The sequence below is a fragment of the Azospira sp. MPR-LB4 genome, assembly GCF_058809525.1.
Genome location: NZ_CM179521.1, coordinates 3582466 through 3598825, shown reverse-complemented (window position 1 = coordinate 3598825; position 16360 = coordinate 3582466). Strand labels below are relative to the sequence as shown.

The following is a 16360-nucleotide window of genomic DNA, read 5'->3' as shown; positions in this document are numbered from 1 at the left end:
TTGCAACGACGGCAGAAAAGAAAAAGGCCTTACAGGATCAACCTGCAAGGCCTTTGCGCAAGACGCCCCGCAGGGCGCTTGTGGCTTAGTGCTCGCCGAGGACGGAGACGGTGATCTGGGCGATCACGTCGGTGTGCAGGGCGATATCGATGGGGTAGTCACCGATGGCCTTCAGGTGGCCGTTGGGCATGCGGATGGCAGCCTTCTCGACCTTCTGACCCTGGGCTTCCAGGGCTTCGGCGATGTCGAAGTTGGACACGGAACCGAACAGACGGCCGTCCATACCGGCCTTGCGGCTGATCTGGACCATCAGGCCGTTCAGTTGACCGGCTTGGGCTTCGGCGGCGGCCAGCTTGTCGGCCTGGGCCTTTTCCAGCTCGGCGCGCTTGACTTCGAACTCAGCCAGGGCGGCGGGGGTGGCACGCTTGGCCTTGCGCTGGGGGATCAGGTAGTTACGGGCGTAGCCGTCCTTGACCTTGACCACGTCGCCCAGGTTACCCAGGTTAACAACCTTTTCCAGAAGAATGATTTGCATGTTTCTCTCTCCCGATTAAACGTGGTTGTCGGTGTAGGGCAGCAGGGCCAGGTAGCGGGCGCGCTTGACGGCGACGCCCAGCTGGCGCTGGTAGTGGGCCTTGGTGCCGGTCAGGCGGGCCGGCATGATCTTGGCGTTTTCAGCGATGAAGTCCTTCAGCAGGTCCACGTCCTTGTAGTCGATCTCGACGATCTTCTCGGCAGTGAAGCGGCAGAACTTGCGGCGCTTGAACATGCCGCCACCGCGGCGCTTTTTCTTGTCATCGTCCTTCTTCTTGAAAAACGGTCGAGCCATTTTCATTTCCTTCCAAAAATTCGATTCGTTCTACGTGCAACATGGGCTGCCGGCTGTTCTTGCTCTTCAGGGCGAGAAACCCTTCGAGTCTTACCGCCTTGCCGGGCCCGGCATCCTGCAGCCATTTGGCTGTGGTTCCCAGGGCAACGACGTTGACTTCACATTCGACCTTGCGGGGGTGGCCGGCTTCGATCATTTCTGATTCGTGGCGCAGGCGCCCTTCGCTCACCGGCACGCCGGCGGGGGTGTAACGCAAGGGTTTGTGTTCGATCAGCGTCCCGGTGATGACAACGCGGTTTTCAGTCAGCTTCGCAGCAGCCAACGATTAATTAGGCAGCCGGGGCCGCTTCGGCGGCAGCGGCTTCAGCCTTGCCTTCGAGCAGGGACTTGGACTTCTCTTCCTTCATCATGGGGGAAGGAGTGGTCACGGCAGCCTTGGTCTTGACGGTGAGGTGACGCAGCACGGCGTCGTTGAACTTGAAGGAGTGCTCCAGTTCGTTCAGGGTCTCGCCGTCGCACTCGATGTTCATCAGCACGTAGTGGGCCTTGTGAACCTTCTGGATCGGGTAGGCCAGCTGACGACGGCCCCAGTCTTCCAGACGGTGGATCACGCCGCTGCGGGTGGTCACGATCGAACGGTAACGTTCGACCATGGCCGGAACCTGCTCGCTCTGGTCCGGATGGACGATAAATACGATTTCGTAATGGCGCATGTATTCTCCTTTTGGCTAACAGCCCTCCGCCATGCGTTCGCAGGTAGGGCAAGGTTGGAAAGCCGGCGAGTATAACGCGGTTTTCCAAGGAAAATCAAGGAAAACCGCGAACCCGGGAGAATCGGCGGCGACAGCTCAGAGCTGGTACTCGTCCTCGCCCCGGCCGGCGCCGCCGGAAAGGGCGCCTTCCATGGACTTTTCCACCGCCTTGCGCGTCAGGTGCGGCGCAAACAACTCAATGAAATCGTATTCATAGCGGCGCAGATAGGTTCCCCGGCGCAGGGCCAGGCGGGTGGTGTTGGATTCGAACAGATGGCCCGCATCCAGGGCCACCAGGCCGTTCTGCCGGCCGTCCCGCTCCGGGTCGAAGGCGATGCGGGCGATGATGCCCAGGCCCAGACCCAGGGTGACGTAGGTCTTGATCACGTCCGCGTCGATGGCGGAGAGAACCACATTGGGCGTCAGGCCGTGGCGCTCGAAAGCGCTGCTGATGCGACCGCCGCCGGTGAAGGCCGGATCGTAGGTGATGAGGGGAAAGCGGGCCAGCACCGAGAGGGACAGGGGCCCCTGCTCCAGGATGGGGTGGCCGGCCGGGGCGATGACGCAGTGGGACCACTGGTAGCAGGGCATGGTCACCAGGTTGGGCACATGGTCCAGGGCCTCGGTGGCAATGGCGATGTCAGCCTCGCCGTTGGCCGCCCACTCGGCGATCTGGGTCGGGCTGCCCTGGTGCAGGTTGAGGCGCACCCGGGGATAGCGCTCGGTGAAGCGCTTCACCACTTGCGGCAGAGCGTAGCGGGCCTGGGTGTGGGTGGTGGCGATGACCAGGCTGCCGGAATCGCCGCCGGCGTATTCCTCGCCCACCCGCTTGAGGTTTTCCGCCTCCCGCAGGATGCGGTTGGATATTTCCAGCACCGCCTTGCCCGGCTCGGTGATGCCGGTGAGGCGCTTGCCGCTGCGCTCGAAGACGATGATGCCCAGTTCGTCCTCCAGCATCTTGATCTGTTTGGAGACTCCGGGCTGGGAGGTGTAGAGTGCTTCCGCCGCCTCGGAAACATTCAGTCCGCGGCGGGAAACCTCGACCAGATAACGCAGTTGCTGCAGCTTCATGACATAGCCTGCTAATAACTTTAGGTTATATCAATGTAGCACGATATTCTTTTGAGGCCAATAAACGGCTGTTACGATGCGCCCCACTTCACGACAAGGCGCACCATGGACTGGCTGTATACCCTCTCTGGATTCGTAGTCGGCGCCATCGTCGGTTTGACGGGCGTCGGCGGCGGTTCCCTCATGACTCCCCTGCTGGTGCTCCTGTTCGGCATCCACCCGGCCACCGCCGTCGGCACCGACCTGCTTTACGCCGCCGTGACCAAGGCCGGCGGCACCGTAGTGCATTCGCGCAAGGGTCATGTGGAATGGCGCATCGTCGGCCTGCTGGCTGCCGGCAGCATGCCCGCCACCGCCGTCACCCTCTACATCCTGGCCCACCTGCCCAAGCAGGGGCCGGAAACCACTGGCCTGATCTCCCTCTGCCTGGGCATCGCCCTGCTGCTCACCGCCTGTGCCATCATTTTCCGCAAGAAGCTGCAGTCCTACGCCTTGAGCCACGAAACTTCCTTCGTGCAACGGCATCAGACGCCTATCACCATCGCGGTGGGCGCCACCCTGGGGGTGCTAGTGTCCATTTCCTCCGTCGGCGCCGGCGCCCTGGGCGTGGCCGCCCTGTTCTTCCTCTACCCCAAGCTGCCCGCCGTGCGTATCGTCGGCAGCGACGTGGCCCACGCCGTGCCCCTAACCCTGGTGGCAGGCACCGGCCACTGGCTCATGGGCAGCGTGGACTGGCAGCTGCTGACGGCCCTGCTGATCGGCTCCCTGCCCGGCATCTGGGTCGGCAGCCACATTTCGGCCAAAGTACCGGATAAAATCCTGCGCCCCATCCTGGCCACCATGCTGGTGCTGATCGGCGCCAAACTCATTGCCCACTAAGACTCTTTCGCCCGAGGCCCTACGATGTACCGTTACGACAATTATGACCACGCCCTCGTCCAGGAACGGGTAGCCCAATTCCGGGACCAGGTGCGCCGCTGGAAGGCCGGTGAACTCTCGGACGAGGAGTTCCGCCCCCTGCGCCTGCAGAACGGCCTCTACATCCAGCGCCATGCGCCCATGTTCCGCGTCGCCGTGCCCTACGGCATGCTGTCGAGCGCCCAGCTGCGCCGCCTGGCAAAAATCGCCCGGGACTACGACAAGGGCTACGGCCACTTCACCACCCGCCACAACCTGCAGTTCAACTGGATTCCCCTGGAGCGGGTGCCCGACGCCCTGGCGGAACTGGCGGAAGTGGAAATGCATGCCATCCAGACTTCCGGCAACTGCATCCGCAACGTCACCACGGACCAGTTCGCCGGCGTCGCCGCCGATGAAATCCTGGATCCCCGGCCCCTGTGCGAACTGCTGCGCCAGTGGAGCACCTTCCACCCGGAATTCGCCTTCCTGCCGCGCAAGTTCAAGATCGCCGTGAATGGCGCCCTGGAAGACCGGGCCCTGACCTGGTTCCACGACATCGGCCTGCACATCCGCAAGAACGAGGCGGGTGAAGTGGGCTTCCGCGTCATCGTCGGCGGCGGCCTGGGGCGCACCCCCATCCGCGGCCAGGTGGTGCGCGAGTTCCTGCCCTGGCAGGACATCCTCACCTACAACGAAGCCATCCTGCGGGTCTACAACCGCTACGGCCGCCGCGACAACGCCTACAAGGCCCGCATCAAGATCCTGGTGCAGGCCCTGGGGGTGGAAAAATTCGCCGAGCAGGTGGAAGCCGAATGGGCCCACCTCAAGGGCGGCCCGGCCACCATCACCCAGGCCGAATACGACCGGGTGGCGGCCTTCTTCAATCCTCCTGCCTACGCGCAGCTGCCGGCCATCGACGACGGTTTCGTCCAGGCCCAGGCCGAGCAGCCCGCCTTCGCCCGCTGGGTGGAGCGCAATGTGCGGCCCCACCGGGTGCCGGGCTACGCCGCCGTCACCCTTTCCCTGAAGAAGCCGGGCACCGCCCCGGGCGACGTCAGCGATGTGCAGATGGACCGGGTGGCCGATCTGGCCGACCGCTACAGCTTCGGCGAGGTGCGTGTCACCCACGAGCAGAACCTGGTGCTGGCCGACGTGCGCCAGGACGAGCTGCAGGCCCTGTGGCAGGACGCCAAGGCCGCCGCCCTGGCCACGCCCAACATCGGCCTCATCACGGACATGATCTGCTGCCCCGGCGGCGATTTCTGCGACCTGGCCAACGCCAAGTCCATCCCCATCGCCAACGCCATCCAGGCCAAGTTCGAAGACCTGGACTACCTCTACGACATCGGCGACATCGAGCTCAACATCTCCGGCTGCATGAACTCCTGCGGCCACCACCACGTGGGCCACATCGGCGTGCTGGGCGTGGATAAGGGCAACGAGGAGTGGTACCAGATCACCCTGGGCGGCCGTCAGGGCAACAACGCCCACCTGGGCAAGGTCATCGGCCCCTCCTTCCCCGCCGACGAAGTGGCCGGCGTGGTGGAAAAGCTGATCCGGGTCTACCTGGACAACCGCCACGAGGATGAGCTGTTCATCGACACCCTGGACCGCCTGGGCGTGGAGCCCTTCAAGGACAAGGTGTACGGCGACCGCCTCAAGGGCAAGAAAGCCGCCTGACCCATCGACACGGAATAAAGGAACGACCATGACCCGCATCATCAAGAACCGCGCCGTCGTTGAAGACAGCTGGAGCGTGCTGCGCCTGGCCGAAGGCGAGACGGCCGACACCATTGACCTGCCCCAGGGCCCGGTACTGGTGCCCCTCTCCGTCTGGCATGCCCGGAAATCCGCGCTGCTGGCCGCTTCCAGCCCCGCCGCCCCGGTGGGCGTGTGGCTGGCCGCCGGCGAAGGTCCCGAAAGCCTGGCCGACGACCTGGCCCAGCTGTCCGTGATCGCCGTGGATTTCCCCAAATTCACCGACGGCCGCGGCTACTCCGCCGCCCGCCTGCTGCGGGAACGCTACGGCTACCAGGGCGAGATCCGCGCCATCGGCGACGTGCTGCCGGACCAGCTGTTCCTCATGGCCCGCTGCGGCATCGACGCCTTCGCCCTGCGCGCCGACAAGGACGCGGACAAGGCCCTGGCCCTCTTCGACACCTTCAAGACCCCCTACCAGGCCGCGGTGGACCAGCCCCAGCCCCTCTTCCGCCGGAGGGCCGCATGAGCGTCATTCCCGCCCAGTTCCGCGTCTCCGACGAGCTGCGAGCCGCCACCGCAGCCAAGGCGGAAGCCGCCAAGACCCTGCTGGCCCAGATCGCCCGGGACTTCTCCCCGGCCACCTTCGCCAACAGCCTGGGGGCCGAGGACATGGTGCTGACCGACCTCATCGTCAAGGCGGGCCTGCCCATCGAAATCTTCTCCCTGGATACGGGCCGCCTGCCCCTGGAAACCTACGACCTGATGGCCGCCGTGCAACAGCACTACGGCCTCAAGCTCAAGGTTTTCTACCCCCGCCACGACCTCACCGAGGAATACGTGCGGGCCAACGGCATCAACGCCTTTTACGAATCCATCGAACTGCGCAAGGGCTGTTGCTACGTGCGCAAGGTGGAGCCCCTGCAGCGGGCCCTGGCCGGCAAGCAGGCCTGGATCACCGGCATGCGCGCCCAGCAGGCCGCCACCCGGGACGGCCTGGCGGTGCGCCTGTTCGACGAAGCCAACGGCCTGGAGAAGTTCAACCCCCTGGCCGACTGGAGCGAGAAGGAAGTGTGGGCCTATCTGCTGGATAATGGCGTGCCCTACAACAAGCTGCACGACCAGTTCTACCCCAGCATCGGCTGCGCCCCCTGTACCCGCTCCGTCACCCCCGGCGAAGACATCCGCTCCGGCCGCTGGTGGTGGGAAAATCCTGAAACGAAGGAGTGTGGCTTGCACAAGAAGTAAGTTGAAGGATTTCGTCGTAGGCTAACTTTGCAAAAGTTAAGGTGCGCTAGCACCGGCCGAAGACACAATCCCGAGACCAAGGAATGCGGGCTGCACAAGAAGTAGGCCTCGCCTGCAAGCTCCGCCGATCTTAGAAAACGTTGCGACCCGGTACTGAAAAATGACCACTCTGACCAAGCAAACCCTCTCCCACCTCGACTGGCTCGAGGCGGAGGCCATTCACATCATGCGTGAAGTGGCCGGCCAGTGCGCCAACCCGGTGCTGCTCTTCTCCGGCGGCAAGGACTCCATCTGCATGCTGCGCATCGCCGAAAAGGCCTTCCGCCCAGGCCGCTTCCCCTTCCCCCTGATGCACATCGACACCGGCCACAACTACCAGGAAGTGGTGGAATTCCGCGACAAGCGGGCCGCCGAGCTGGGCGAGCGCCTCATCGTGCGTTCCGTGGAAGACTCCATGAAGCGCGGCACCGTGGTGCTCAAGCACGAGGGCGAATCCCGCAATAAGCACCAGTCCGTGACCCTGCTCGAAGCCATTGAGGAATTCGGTTTCGACTGCTGCATCGGCGGCGCCCGCCGGGACGAAGAAAAGGCCCGGGCCAAGGAGCGCATCATGAGCTTCCGCGACGAGTTCGGCCAATGGGACCCGAAGAACCAGCGCCCCGAGCTGTGGAACCTCTACAACGCCCGGGCCCACAAGGGCGAGAACATCCGCGCCTTCCCCATCTCCAACTGGACGGAAATGGACGTCTGGCAGTACATCGAGCGGGAAGGCCTGGAGCTGCCCTCCATCTACTTCGCCCACACCCGCCCGGTGGTGATGCGCCAGGGCGCCATCGTCCCGGTCAATGTGCCCCTGGTTTCCGGCGAGCTGACCAACCTGCCCAAGGCCGGCGAGGAAATCATCGACCTGCAGGTACGCTTCCGCACCGTGGGCGATATCTCCTGCACCGCCCCGGTCGAATCCGACGCCGACACGGTGGAGAAGATCGTTCTCGAAACCGCCACCACCACCATCACCGAACGGGGCGCCACCCGTCTGGACGACCAGACCAGCGAGGCCTCCATGGAACAGCGTAAGAAGGAAGGGTATTTCTGATGTCCGCCCCCGAAAAAATTGAAGATCACGGCCTGCTGCGCTTCCTCACCTGCGGCAGCGTGGACGACGGCAAGAGCACCCTGATCGGGCGCCTGCTGTTCGACACCAAGACCATCCTGGCCGACACCCTCTCCGCCATCGAGCGCACTTCCCAGAAGCGCGGCATGGAAGCGGTGGACCTCTCCCTGCTCACCGACGGCCTGCAGGCCGAGCGGGAACAGGGCATCACCATCGACGTGGCCTACCGCTACTTCAGCACCGGCACCCGCAAGTACATCATCGCCGACGCCCCAGGCCACGAGCAGTACACCCGCAACATGGTGACCGCCGCCTCCACCGCCAACCTGGCCATCATCCTGGTGGATGCGCGCAAGGGCGTGCTGACCCAGACCCGGCGCCACTCCTACCTGGCCCACCTGGTGAACATTCCACACCTGCTGGTGGCGGTGAACAAGATGGATCTGGTCAATTACGACCAGGCCGTGTTCGAGAAGATCAAGGCCGACTACCTGGCCTTCGCCGCCCAGCTGGGCATCGAGGACGTGCGCTTCATCCCCCTCTCCGCCCTCAACGGCGACATGGTGGTGGACCGGGGAGAATCCCTTTCCTGGTACAAGGGCCCGACCCTGCTGGAAATCCTGGAGGCCGCTCCCGGCGCCCACAGCGAGCAGGCCGAAGCCTTCCGCTTCCCGGTGCAGTTCGTCTGCCGCCCCCAGGATTCTGCCAATCCGGAACTGCACGACTACCGGGGCTTTATGGGCCGGGTCGAATCCGGCGAGCTGGCTGTCGGTGAAGCGGTCACCGTGCTGCCTTCCGGCCGGGAAACCAGGGTCAAGGACATCCAGATCGGCGGCCAGAGCATTCCCGCGGCCGTTTCCGAGCAATCCGTGACCCTGCTGCTGGAAGACGAGATTGACATTTCCCGGGGCGACATGATCGTGCGCAGCGCGGCCCAGCCCCAGGTGGTGAAGCAGATCGACACCACCGTCTGCTGGCTGGCGGAAACGCCCCTGGACCGGGCCCGCACCTACCTGATCCGCCACACCACCCGGGAAGTGAAGGCCAAGGTGGCCAGCATCGATTACCGGGTGGACGTGAACACCCTGGAACAGCAGGCCACGGACAAGCTGCAGATGAACGACATCGCCCGCGTCAGCTTCAAGCTGGCCCAGCCCCTGTTCATCGACCCCTACAGCCAGAACCGGGCCACCGGCGCCTTCATCGTCATCGATGAAAGCACCAACAACACCATCGGCGCGGGGATGATCGGCTGAGGTGGGTTAAGGGCTTTTTAGCCACAGAGGACACCGAGGGCACCGAGATTGAGGCGCCCATGGGGCTGAAGTGGCAGGCACCCTGAAAGGCAAGAGGGACGCCATTCTCCAGAGCATCAAGCTGGAGAATGGCGTCCCTTCTACTTTCCGGGGCACCTGATTTTTGGCGGCTATGCCTTCTCGAACAGGGCGATGGATTCCACGTGGGAAGTGTGGGGGAACATGTTCACGATGCCGGCACCGCTGAAGCGGTAGCCCTTCTGATGCACCAGGATGGCCGCGTCCCGGGCCAGGGTGGAGGGGTTGCAGGAGACATAGACGATGCGGCCGGGACTATCCTCCCCCAGGGCCTTGACCACTTCCACCGCCCCTTCCCGGGGCGGGTCGATCAGCATCTTGTCGAAATGGCCCAGGGCACCGAGGGACTTGGGCGTGCATTCAAAGAGATTGGCGACGCCGAAGGAAACGTTGGCAGCCAGGCCGTTGGCCGCCGCATTCTCCTCGGCCCGCCGGGTCAGTTCCTTGAGGCCTTCCACCCCCACCACCCGGGCGCCGCTGCGGGCGATGGGCAGGGTGAAGTTGCCCAGGCCGCAGAACAGGTCGGCGATGCGCTCCCCGGGCTGCGGGTCCAGCAGACGCATGGCGCGGCGGATGAGCATCTGGTTGATGCCCGGATTGACCTGGGTGAATTCGGTGGGGGAAAAACGCATTTCCAGCCCGAACTCCGGCAGCAGGTAGGAGAGGTCAGGACCATCCACGGGATGGAAGCGGTAGGCCGAAGCCGGTCCCTTGGGCTGCAGGAAAAAAACGATGCCGTGCTCGTCGGCAAAGGCCCGCAGCAGCTTCTCGTCGGCCCCGCTGAGGGGCTCCAGGATGCGCAGCACCATGACCGTGCACTTCTCGCCCACGGCGATTTCCACCTGGGGCAGCCGGTCCCGGATCGAGAGGCGCACGAAGAGCTGGCGCAGGGGCACCAGCAGGTCGGAAACGTGGGCCGGCAGGATGGGACAGGTATGCAGGTCGGCCACATAGCTGCTGCGCTTCTCGTGGAAGCCCACCAGCATCCCCTTGGATTCCACCATGCGCACGGTCAGCCGGGCCCGGTGGCGATAGCCCCAGGTAGGGCCGTAGATGGGGTTGTAGACCTGCTCCGGCTTGAGCCGGGCCAGGTGCCACAGGTTGTTTTCCAGCAGGCGCTGCTTGGCCGCCACCTGGGCGGTGGGCTCCAGGTGCTGCATGCTGCAGCCGCCGCAGGTGCCGAAATGGGGACAGCGGGGAGGAACCCGGGCGCAGGAGGGGCGCAGCACGGCGCTGACCTCACCCACGGCGTAATTGGGTTTCTCCCGGAACAGGGCGTACTCCACCGTTTCCCCGGGGAGGGCACCTTCCACGAACACGGTCTTGCCCTCCAGGCGCGTCACGCCCCGGGCGTCGTGGTCCAAGGATTCGATCTTGCCGACAGGCATGGGCCCATCCCCCGAAAAAAGGCGCCATTCTACCAGCGCGCCGGCAAAGGCAAAGCCAGCCGGCGGCAGCGGTTGCGCCGCCCCATGGCGGTTGCTATGGTAGGCACTCCACGGGAGCCCACCATGCCTGAACGCCTTCTCACCAGCCGCACCGAACTGGATGCGGCCCTGCTCCAGCTGCTGCCCCTGGCGCAGCAGTCCATCCGCATCTTCGACGGCGACCTGTCCAGTTTTCCGCTGGAAAGCCCGGAGCGGATCGCCCTGCTGCAGGAGTTCCTGCGCCGCCCCAATACCCGCCTGACCCTGGTGCTGCAGCACCCCGGCCCCAGCCAGACCGGCTGCCCCCGGCTGGTACAGCTGGCGCGCCAGCACGGCCACGCCTTCACCTGGCTGCAGGCCCCGGAAAGCCTGGCCAACCTGCAGGACGCCATGGTCCTGATCGATTCTGAGCACGCCCTGCTGCGTTTCCACCGGGAACAGCCCCGGGGCAAATGCATCGAGGCCGATGCCCGGGCCTGCCACCCCTACGCCAAGCGTTTCGAGTCCATCCTGGCCGAAGGGTGCAGCGCGGTCGCCCATACCCCCCTGGGTCTGTGACAATCTGTTACATGCCAGGCGTATAGAAAAGGGCCTTGCAGGCTATACCCGGCTGAATTTACTGCTATAATGCCGCCCTGATTAGCCCCCCCTGGCTGATCAGCCTCAGGATTGTTTGGATCACACACTAATTGATAGGGAATAAACAATGAAGCACTCTCTCCTCGTTGCTGCTCTGGTTGCCCTGGCCGTTTCCGCTTGCGGCAAGAAAGAAGAACCCGTCGTCGCCGCTCCGGCTCCCGCTGCTGAAGCCCCCGCTGCTCCGGCCGCTCCCGCTGCTGCCCCCGCTGAAGCTGCTGCTCCCGCTGCTGACGCTGCCAAGCCCGCTGAAGGCGCTGCTGCTCCCGCCGCTGCTGCCCCCGCTGAAGCTGCTGCCGCTCCCGCCGAGAAGAAGTAATCTCGCTGTTGCGCAGTAGAAAAAAGCCGACCTCCGGGTCGGCTTTTTTATTGCCTGTTTTTTCCCGGGCGAGAAGCAACTCCCCCAGGCCCCATCAGCAGAAGCTGCGCCACCCCACCCCGTTTTCCTGATCCGCCACCCCGATCCACTCCGCTGCACAACCCAGGGCCCCGCTCAAGGCGGCCACGGCCAGTTCGGGCCGGTTGCACTTCTCGCTCAGATGGGCGGCCACCACATGCTGCAGGGTGGAAGTATCCAAACGGGTCAGCAATTCCGCCGCCACGTCGTTGGCCAGGTGGCCATGGCTGCCGCCGATACGGCGCTTGAGAAAGGGGGGATAAGCAGATGCAGCCAGCAGATCCGGATCGTGGTTGCATTCGAGGAACAGGCCATCGCAGGCCTGCAATACCTCCAGCACGTGGGAGGTCAGGCTGCCGCAATCGGTGAGCACGCCCAGGCGCCGGTTGCCGTCGCCAAAGACATACTGGACGGGCTCCCGGGCATCGTGGGGTACGGTGAAAGGCAGGATTTCCAGATCGCCGACAGCCAGGGACTGCTGGCTGTCGATACGCCGTAGCTGCCCGTAGGCGGACTCGGACTCCGGCAGCATGGTCGCGGTACCCGGAGTCAGCCACACCGGCAGGTTGAACCTGGCAGCCAGGCGCACCACACCGGCCAGATGGTCGGAATGCTCATGGGTGACCAGCACGCCGGCCAGGGTTTCCGGCTCCACCCCCAGGCGCTGCAGCCGGTAAGTGGCTTCCCGCAGGGAGAAGCCGCAGTCCAGCAGCACGCGCGTGCCACCGGACTCGACCAACAGACCGTTGCCCCGGCTGCCGCTTCCCAGGGAGGCGAAGCGCATGGCGGCGGTCGCTTACTTCAACTGTTCGTACAGCAGGCCCAGAATCTTCTTGGCGGTATCGGAACGGTCCACACCGCCTTCGCGGGAAAGCACCTGGACGGTACAACTGCTGCCCTGATCCTTCACCAGGATGCGGTACTGGATCTTGGAATCGGACTTGTCGTCACCCTTCCAGAAGGCCAGCTTGGACATGAAGCTCTTGTCGGCCTTCTTGTCGTCCACTTCCGGGTCCACATAACGGACGAAGAACAGACCCTTGGAGCGATCCCGGTCTTCCACGGTGAAGCCGACCCGATCCAGGGACAGGCCGACGCGGCGCCAGGCCCGGTCGAAGCGTTCCTGCAGTTCCAGGGCGCCCTGGCCGTCATCGGCCCGGGTCAGTTTGGCCCGCTCGACCTGACGGTCCTTAGCCGCAGCCACCATGGCCTCGGCCTTCTTCTCTTCCGTGCCGAAACGGACCATCAGGCGGCGCAGCATCTCCGCCTCCAGTTCCGGATCCGCTTCCCTAGGCTGCCAGCGGGTCTGGTCCTTGCCTTCGGAGATATACACCTCATACATGCCGCGATGGCTGATGAAAATATCCACGGTGCCCGGCTCGGCCCCCGGCTCGATACGGGTGCGGAACTTGTCGCGCTCGGCGGTGGAATAGAGGGAGTCGAACATCTTGCCCAGGGTGCTGCGGATGATGTCCTCGCCGATCTTGGCGCGGTTTTCAGCCCAGTCGGTTTCCATCACGCCGGCCTCGGGCACTTCCACATTGACCAGGAAGCCGGTTTCCTGCCAGAAGTCCTTGATCATGGGCCAGACCTGGTCGGGGGTGCCGGCCACCACCAGCCAGCGCTGGGTACCGGAACGCTCGATGCGGGTCTTGTCCACCTGAGGCAGCACTTCGCTGCTCTTGGCGGAGCCCCGGGCCTGGGGATCCCGCTCGGCCGCATAGGCGGAGAAGGTGGCGCTGCCGCGGCCGCCCGTATCCGGCACCGCATAGCGGTCATCCCGGGTGGGGGAGGTCAGGTCCGGAGGAATCTCCAGGGTCGGGGCCTTGATGGCCGACTTGTAATCAATCTTCTTCGATTCCGGCAGGATGCCGCTGCACCCTGCCAGCAGGAGGGACGCCACCAGGGGCGTGCAAACGATACGCTTCATGGGATTCCGTAACTTAGGCAAGCACGCCGGCCTGGCGCATGGCAGAGCGCACCCGCTCGTGGCATTCGGGCGAGAGGGTGGTCAGGGGCAGGCGGATGCCGCCGGGGATGAGGCCCAGTTGCTGCACGGCCCACTTCACCGGGATGGGATTGGCTTCGCAGAACAGATGGCGGTGCAGTCCCAGCAGCTTGAAGTGGATTTCCCGGGCCTTGGCCACGTCGCCGGCCAGGGCGGCGGCGCACATTTCGTGCATCAGGCGCGGCGCCACGTTGGCGGTGACGGAAATGTCGCCCTTGCCGCCCAGCAGGATCAGGGCCACGGCGGAAGCGTCGTCGCCGCTATAGACGGCGAAGTCGGCCGGGGCGCGGGCGATCAGGTCGGCGCCGCGCTCCAGGTTGCCGGTGGCGTCCTTGATGCCCACCACGTTGTCGATCTGGGCCAGGCGCAGGGCGGTGTCGTTGGACATGTCCGCCACGGTACGGCCGGGCACGTTGTAGAGAATCACCGGGATGTCCACCGCTTCGGCGATGGAACGGAAATGCTGGTACAGGCCTTCCTGGGTCGGCTTGTTGTAGTAGGGCACCACGGAGAGGGCCGCATCGGCGCCGACGCTCTTGGCGAAGCGGGTCAGCTCGATGGCCTCGGAAGTGGAATTGGCGCCGGTACCGGCGATCACCGGAATCCGGCCGGCTGCATGCTTGACCGTGGTACGGATCAGCTCGGCATGCTCGTCCACATTGACGGTGGGGGACTCGCCGCTGGTGCCGACGATGACGATGCCGTCCGTCCCTTCCTGTACGTGGAAATCGATGAGCTTCTTCAGGCTGTCGTAATCGAGACGGCCATCGTCGGACATGGGGGTGACGATGGCAACAATGGAACCGGTAATCATGGAGGTCACGAATTCGGGAAAAATGATCGCAGGATTCTACCCCGAAGATCAGGGCAGAAGTGTAAAGGAATGTGACCCGGGCCTGAGGCGCCCGGGTCCCGGGCAAGGCTCAGAGATCGGCCAGGGCCCGCAGGTGGGCGCAAACGCTGCGCGCCAGTGAGGAGAGGACGTAACCGCCTTCCAGCATGGAGACGATGCGCCCCTGGCAGTGGCGCTGGGCCACCGTTTTCAGTTGCTGGGTGACCCAGGCGAAGTCGGACTCCACCAGCTTCATGCTGCCCATGTCGTCTTCGTAGTGGGCGTCGAAGCCGGCGGAAATGAACAGCAGCTCGGGCCGGAACTCGTGCAGGCGGGGCAGCCAGATGTCGGAAACGACCATGCGGAAGTCCTCGCCGCCGGTGCCGGCCGGCAGGGGCACGTTGCACATGTTGTCGGCAGTCCCGTCGGCCCCGCTGTAGGGGAAGAAGGGGTGCTGGAACATGCTGACCATGAGCACCCGCGGATCGTCCTTGAAGATGTCTTCGGTGCCGTTGCCGTGGTGCACGTCGAAATCGACGATGGCCACCCGCTTCAGGCCATGGACTTCCAGGGCATGGCGGGCCGCCACGGCGATGTTGTTGACGAAGCAGAAGCCCATGCAGTTTTCCCGCTCGGCGTGGTGGCCGGGGGGACGGATGGCACAGAAGGCATCTGTCGCCTCGCCCTTCAGCACCAGGTCCACGGCCATGACGCCGGCGCCGGCGGAACGTTGGGCCGCCGTCCAGGTGTGGGGATTCATGGCCGTATCCGGGTCCAGGTGGGCGATGCCGTTTTCCGGGGCCGTGCGCTTGAGCCGTTCCAGGTAGGCCGGCGAGTGGGCGCGCAGCATCTGCTCCAGGGTGGCCAGGGGCGCGTCATAGTAGGAAAAATAGGGATCCAGCCCCTGGGCGATCATCTGGTCGCTGATGGCCGTGAGACGGGCGGGACATTCCGGGTGATAGGACCCCATGTCATGCAACTGGCAGTCCCGATGGGTAATGAAGGCGGTGGTGGTCACGTAGGTCGTCCGAGCGTTGAGCGGCCCTGGGTGCGCTGTCTCCTGTGCGGAGACGTCTCCTCCCGGTCCGGATTTTGGTTATGGATATAATCGTTCGTGCTGCTACCGTTCTCATCTGTGATTATTATCCCAACATCGGGAAGCCACAAGCCATGCCCCTTCCAGCCTCCCAGACCTCTCCGGGCGACGGCATCACCGCCGTCCTCGATGCCGCCAACCGCGTCATCCTCGGCAAGGACACCCAGGTCCGGCTGGCCCTGGCCTGCCTGCTGGCCCGGGGCCACCTGCTCATCGAGGACCTGCCCGGCGTCGGCAAGACAACCCTGGCCCACACCCTGGCCCGGCTACTGGGCCTGGACTTCCAGCGCATCCAGTTCACCAGCGACATGCTGCCGGCGGACATCCTGGGCGTCTCCATCTTCGACCGGGAACACGCCGACTTCCGCTTCCTCCCCGGGCCCATCTTCACCCAGGTGGTGCTGGCGGACGAAATCAACCGGGCCACGCCGAAGACCCAGAGCGCCCTGCTCGAAGCCATGGAAGAACACCAAGTGACCGCCGAAGGCATCACCCGGCCCCTGCCGGAACCCTTTTTCGTCATCGCCACCCAGAACCCGGCCCACCAGGTCGGCACCTTTCCCCTGCCCGAGTCCCAGCTGGACCGTTTCCTCCTGCGCCTGGAACTGGGCTACCCGGACAGCCGGGCCGAACGGGCCCTGCTCGAATCCGGCGGCCGCCGCAGCCAGGTGGCTGCGCTGGCGCCCTGCCTGACGCCCCCTGCCCTGGCCGGATTGCAGGACGAGGTGGCGCGGGTCCATGCGGCGCCGCCCCTGCTCGACTATGTGCAGGCCCTGGTGGAAGCCAGCCGGCGCGCCCCCGCCTTCCGCCACGGCCTCAGCCCCCGGGCCGCCCTGGCCCTGCTGGCGGTGTCCCGGGCCTGGGCCTACCTGGCCGGACGCCGCCAGGTGCTGCCGGAAGACGTCCAGGCCGTCTGGCCCGCCCTCGCCTGCCACCGCCTGCCCCTGGCCCAGGGCAGCGGCCATGCCAGTCCCGAGGAAGCCCTGGCCCTGCTGCGGGGCGTGGCCCTGCCCTGAAC

At 65.0% G+C, this 16360-nt stretch carries 19 protein-coding genes; 9 read left to right on the top strand and 10 right to left on the bottom strand.

From position 1 onward, the window contains the following. Positions 1-85: 85 nt before the first annotated feature. From rplI to cysB, 5 genes are all read right to left on the bottom strand, one after another. Positions 86-535, bottom strand: coding sequence for a 50S ribosomal protein L9 (gene rplI, locus AC3QLZ_RS16850; RefSeq protein ID WP_014237062.1), 450 nt, complete (start codon positions 533-535; stop codon positions 86-88). A gap of 15 nt (positions 536-550) precedes the next feature. Then, entirely contained in the window at positions 551-829 is a 279-nt protein-coding gene (gene rpsR / locus AC3QLZ_RS16845; protein ID WP_014237061.1) for a 30S ribosomal protein S18, read from the bottom strand. Continuing rightward, entirely contained in the window at positions 795-1151 is a 357-nt protein-coding gene (gene priB, locus AC3QLZ_RS16840; protein ID WP_232058863.1) for a primosomal replication protein N, read from the bottom strand. The genes rpsR and priB overlap by 35 nt, the downstream gene beginning before the upstream one ends. Before the next feature lie 7 nt (positions 1152-1158). Continuing rightward, the gene (gene rpsF / locus AC3QLZ_RS16835) at positions 1159-1542 is read right to left on the bottom strand and encodes a 30S ribosomal protein S6 (protein ID WP_014237059.1); all 384 of its coding nucleotides are present in this window, start codon (positions 1540-1542) and stop codon (positions 1159-1161) included. 135 nt (positions 1543-1677) lie between these two features. Beyond that, positions 1678-2652 carry an HTH-type transcriptional regulator CysB gene (gene cysB, locus AC3QLZ_RS16830; RefSeq protein ID WP_014237058.1) on the bottom strand — a complete coding sequence of 325 codons (975 nt, stop codon included), beginning with the start codon at positions 2650-2652 and terminating at the stop codon, positions 1678-1680. A gap of 105 nt (positions 2653-2757) precedes the next feature. On the opposite strand from cysB, the gene AC3QLZ_RS16825 reads away from it, so the two are divergent. From AC3QLZ_RS16825 to cysN, 6 genes are all read left to right on the top strand, one after another. Then, positions 2758-3531 (top strand): sulfite exporter TauE/SafE family protein, encoded by a 774-nt coding sequence (locus AC3QLZ_RS16825; protein WP_014237057.1) that lies wholly within the window; start codon positions 2758-2760, stop codon positions 3529-3531. Positions 3532-3555: 24 nt separating this feature from the next. Further along, positions 3556-5232: a nitrite/sulfite reductase gene (locus tag AC3QLZ_RS16820; RefSeq protein WP_014237056.1), complete on the top strand. Its 1677-nt coding sequence runs from the start codon at positions 3556-3558 to the stop codon at positions 5230-5232. 28 nt (positions 5233-5260) lie between these two features. Then, positions 5261-5779, top strand: coding sequence for a DUF934 domain-containing protein (locus tag AC3QLZ_RS16815; RefSeq protein WP_014237055.1), 519 nt, complete (start codon positions 5261-5263; stop codon positions 5777-5779). Further along, positions 5776-6498, top strand: a complete 723-nt coding sequence (locus AC3QLZ_RS16810; protein WP_014237054.1) for a phosphoadenylyl-sulfate reductase — start codon at positions 5776-5778, stop codon at positions 6496-6498. Before AC3QLZ_RS16815 ends, AC3QLZ_RS16810 begins: the two co-directional genes overlap by 4 nt. Positions 6499-6658: 160 nt before the next feature. Next, positions 6659-7594 carry a sulfate adenylyltransferase subunit CysD gene (gene cysD, locus AC3QLZ_RS16805; RefSeq protein ID WP_014237053.1) on the top strand — a complete coding sequence of 312 codons (936 nt, stop codon included), beginning with the start codon at positions 6659-6661 and terminating at the stop codon, positions 7592-7594. Continuing rightward, positions 7594-8868, top strand: coding sequence for a sulfate adenylyltransferase subunit CysN (gene cysN / locus AC3QLZ_RS16800; RefSeq protein ID WP_014237052.1), 1275 nt, complete (start codon positions 7594-7596; stop codon positions 8866-8868). The genes cysD and cysN overlap by 1 nt, the downstream gene beginning before the upstream one ends. Positions 8869-9038: 170 nt before the next feature. Here cysN and rlmD read toward each other — a convergent pair whose 3' ends face one another. Next, the gene (gene rlmD / locus AC3QLZ_RS16795; protein ID WP_014237051.1) at positions 9039-10334 is read right to left on the bottom strand and encodes a 23S rRNA (uracil(1939)-C(5))-methyltransferase RlmD; all 1296 of its coding nucleotides are present in this window, start codon (positions 10332-10334) and stop codon (positions 9039-9041) included. A 123-nt stretch (positions 10335-10457) separates the two neighbouring features. Here rlmD and AC3QLZ_RS16790 point away from each other — a divergent pair, with 123 nt between their 5' ends. Both AC3QLZ_RS16790 and AC3QLZ_RS16785 read left to right on the top strand, forming a co-directional pair. After that, positions 10458-10931 carry a DUF7931 domain-containing protein gene (locus tag AC3QLZ_RS16790; RefSeq protein ID WP_014237050.1) on the top strand — a complete coding sequence of 158 codons (474 nt, stop codon included), beginning with the start codon at positions 10458-10460 and terminating at the stop codon, positions 10929-10931. Between the two features lie 148 nt (positions 10932-11079). Continuing rightward, the gene (locus AC3QLZ_RS16785) at positions 11080-11328 is read left to right on the top strand and encodes a hypothetical protein (protein WP_083833950.1); all 249 of its coding nucleotides are present in this window, start codon (positions 11080-11082) and stop codon (positions 11326-11328) included. Positions 11329-11422: 94 nt separating this feature from the next. On the opposite strand, the gene AC3QLZ_RS16780 is transcribed toward AC3QLZ_RS16785, so the two are convergent. The 4 genes from AC3QLZ_RS16780 to AC3QLZ_RS16765 all read right to left on the bottom strand — a co-directional run bounded on the left by AC3QLZ_RS16780 (position 11423) and on the right by AC3QLZ_RS16765 (position 15264). After that, entirely contained in the window at positions 11423-12190 is a 768-nt protein-coding gene (locus tag AC3QLZ_RS16780) for an MBL fold metallo-hydrolase (RefSeq protein ID WP_014237049.1), read from the bottom strand. A gap of 12 nt (positions 12191-12202) precedes the next feature. Continuing rightward, complete coding sequence (gene bamC, locus AC3QLZ_RS16775; RefSeq protein WP_014237048.1) at positions 12203-13336, bottom strand: NlpB/DapX family lipoprotein; 1134 nt, start codon at positions 13334-13336, stop codon at positions 12203-12205. Between the two features lie 13 nt (positions 13337-13349). Further along, entirely contained in the window at positions 13350-14228 is an 879-nt protein-coding gene (gene dapA / locus AC3QLZ_RS16770) for a 4-hydroxy-tetrahydrodipicolinate synthase (RefSeq protein ID WP_014237047.1), read from the bottom strand. A 109-nt stretch (positions 14229-14337) separates the two neighbouring features. Then, complete coding sequence (locus tag AC3QLZ_RS16765) at positions 14338-15264, bottom strand: histone deacetylase family protein (RefSeq protein WP_014237046.1); 927 nt, start codon at positions 15262-15264, stop codon at positions 14338-14340. A 152-nt stretch (positions 15265-15416) separates the two neighbouring features. On the opposite strand from AC3QLZ_RS16765, the gene AC3QLZ_RS16760 reads away from it, so the two are divergent. After that, positions 15417-16358: an AAA family ATPase gene (locus tag AC3QLZ_RS16760; RefSeq protein ID WP_014237045.1), complete on the top strand. Its 942-nt coding sequence runs from the start codon at positions 15417-15419 to the stop codon at positions 16356-16358. The last annotated feature ends 2 nt before the right edge of the window (positions 16359-16360 follow it).

Coding starts and splice junctions, on each gene's coding strand:
- AC3QLZ_RS16815 (WP_014237055.1), top strand. CDS start 5,261: ATGACCCGCATCATCAAGAACCGCGCCGTCGTTGAAGACAGCTGGAGC.
- rpsR (WP_014237061.1), bottom strand. CDS start 829: ATGGCTCGACCGTTTTTCAAGAAGAAGGACGATGACAAGAAAAAGCGC.
- dapA (WP_014237047.1), bottom strand. CDS start 14,228: ATGATTACCGGTTCCATTGTTGCCATCGTCACCCCCATGTCCGACGAT.
- AC3QLZ_RS16790 (WP_014237050.1), top strand. CDS start 10,458: ATGCCTGAACGCCTTCTCACCAGCCGCACCGAACTGGATGCGGCCCTG.
- bamC (WP_014237048.1), bottom strand. CDS start 13,336: ATGAAGCGTATCGTTTGCACGCCCCTGGTGGCGTCCCTCCTGCTGGCA.
- cysB (WP_014237058.1), bottom strand. CDS start 2,652: ATGAAGCTGCAGCAACTGCGTTATCTGGTCGAGGTTTCCCGCCGCGGA.
- rlmD (WP_014237051.1), bottom strand. CDS start 10,334: ATGCCTGTCGGCAAGATCGAATCCTTGGACCACGACGCCCGGGGCGTG.
- AC3QLZ_RS16780 (WP_014237049.1), bottom strand. CDS start 12,190: ATGCGCTTCGCCTCCCTGGGAAGCGGCAGCCGGGGCAACGGTCTGTTG.
- cysN (WP_014237052.1), top strand. CDS start 7,594: ATGTCCGCCCCCGAAAAAATTGAAGATCACGGCCTGCTGCGCTTCCTC.
- AC3QLZ_RS16785 (WP_083833950.1), top strand. CDS start 11,080: ATGAAGCACTCTCTCCTCGTTGCTGCTCTGGTTGCCCTGGCCGTTTCC.
- cysD (WP_014237053.1), top strand. CDS start 6,659: ATGACCACTCTGACCAAGCAAACCCTCTCCCACCTCGACTGGCTCGAG.
- AC3QLZ_RS16760 (WP_014237045.1), top strand. CDS start 15,417: ATGCCCCTTCCAGCCTCCCAGACCTCTCCGGGCGACGGCATCACCGCC.
- AC3QLZ_RS16810 (WP_014237054.1), top strand. CDS start 5,776: ATGAGCGTCATTCCCGCCCAGTTCCGCGTCTCCGACGAGCTGCGAGCC.
- AC3QLZ_RS16825 (WP_014237057.1), top strand. CDS start 2,758: ATGGACTGGCTGTATACCCTCTCTGGATTCGTAGTCGGCGCCATCGTC.
- rplI (WP_014237062.1), bottom strand. CDS start 535: ATGCAAATCATTCTTCTGGAAAAGGTTGTTAACCTGGGTAACCTGGGC.
- AC3QLZ_RS16820 (WP_014237056.1), top strand. CDS start 3,556: ATGTACCGTTACGACAATTATGACCACGCCCTCGTCCAGGAACGGGTA.
- rpsF (WP_014237059.1), bottom strand. CDS start 1,542: ATGCGCCATTACGAAATCGTATTTATCGTCCATCCGGACCAGAGCGAG.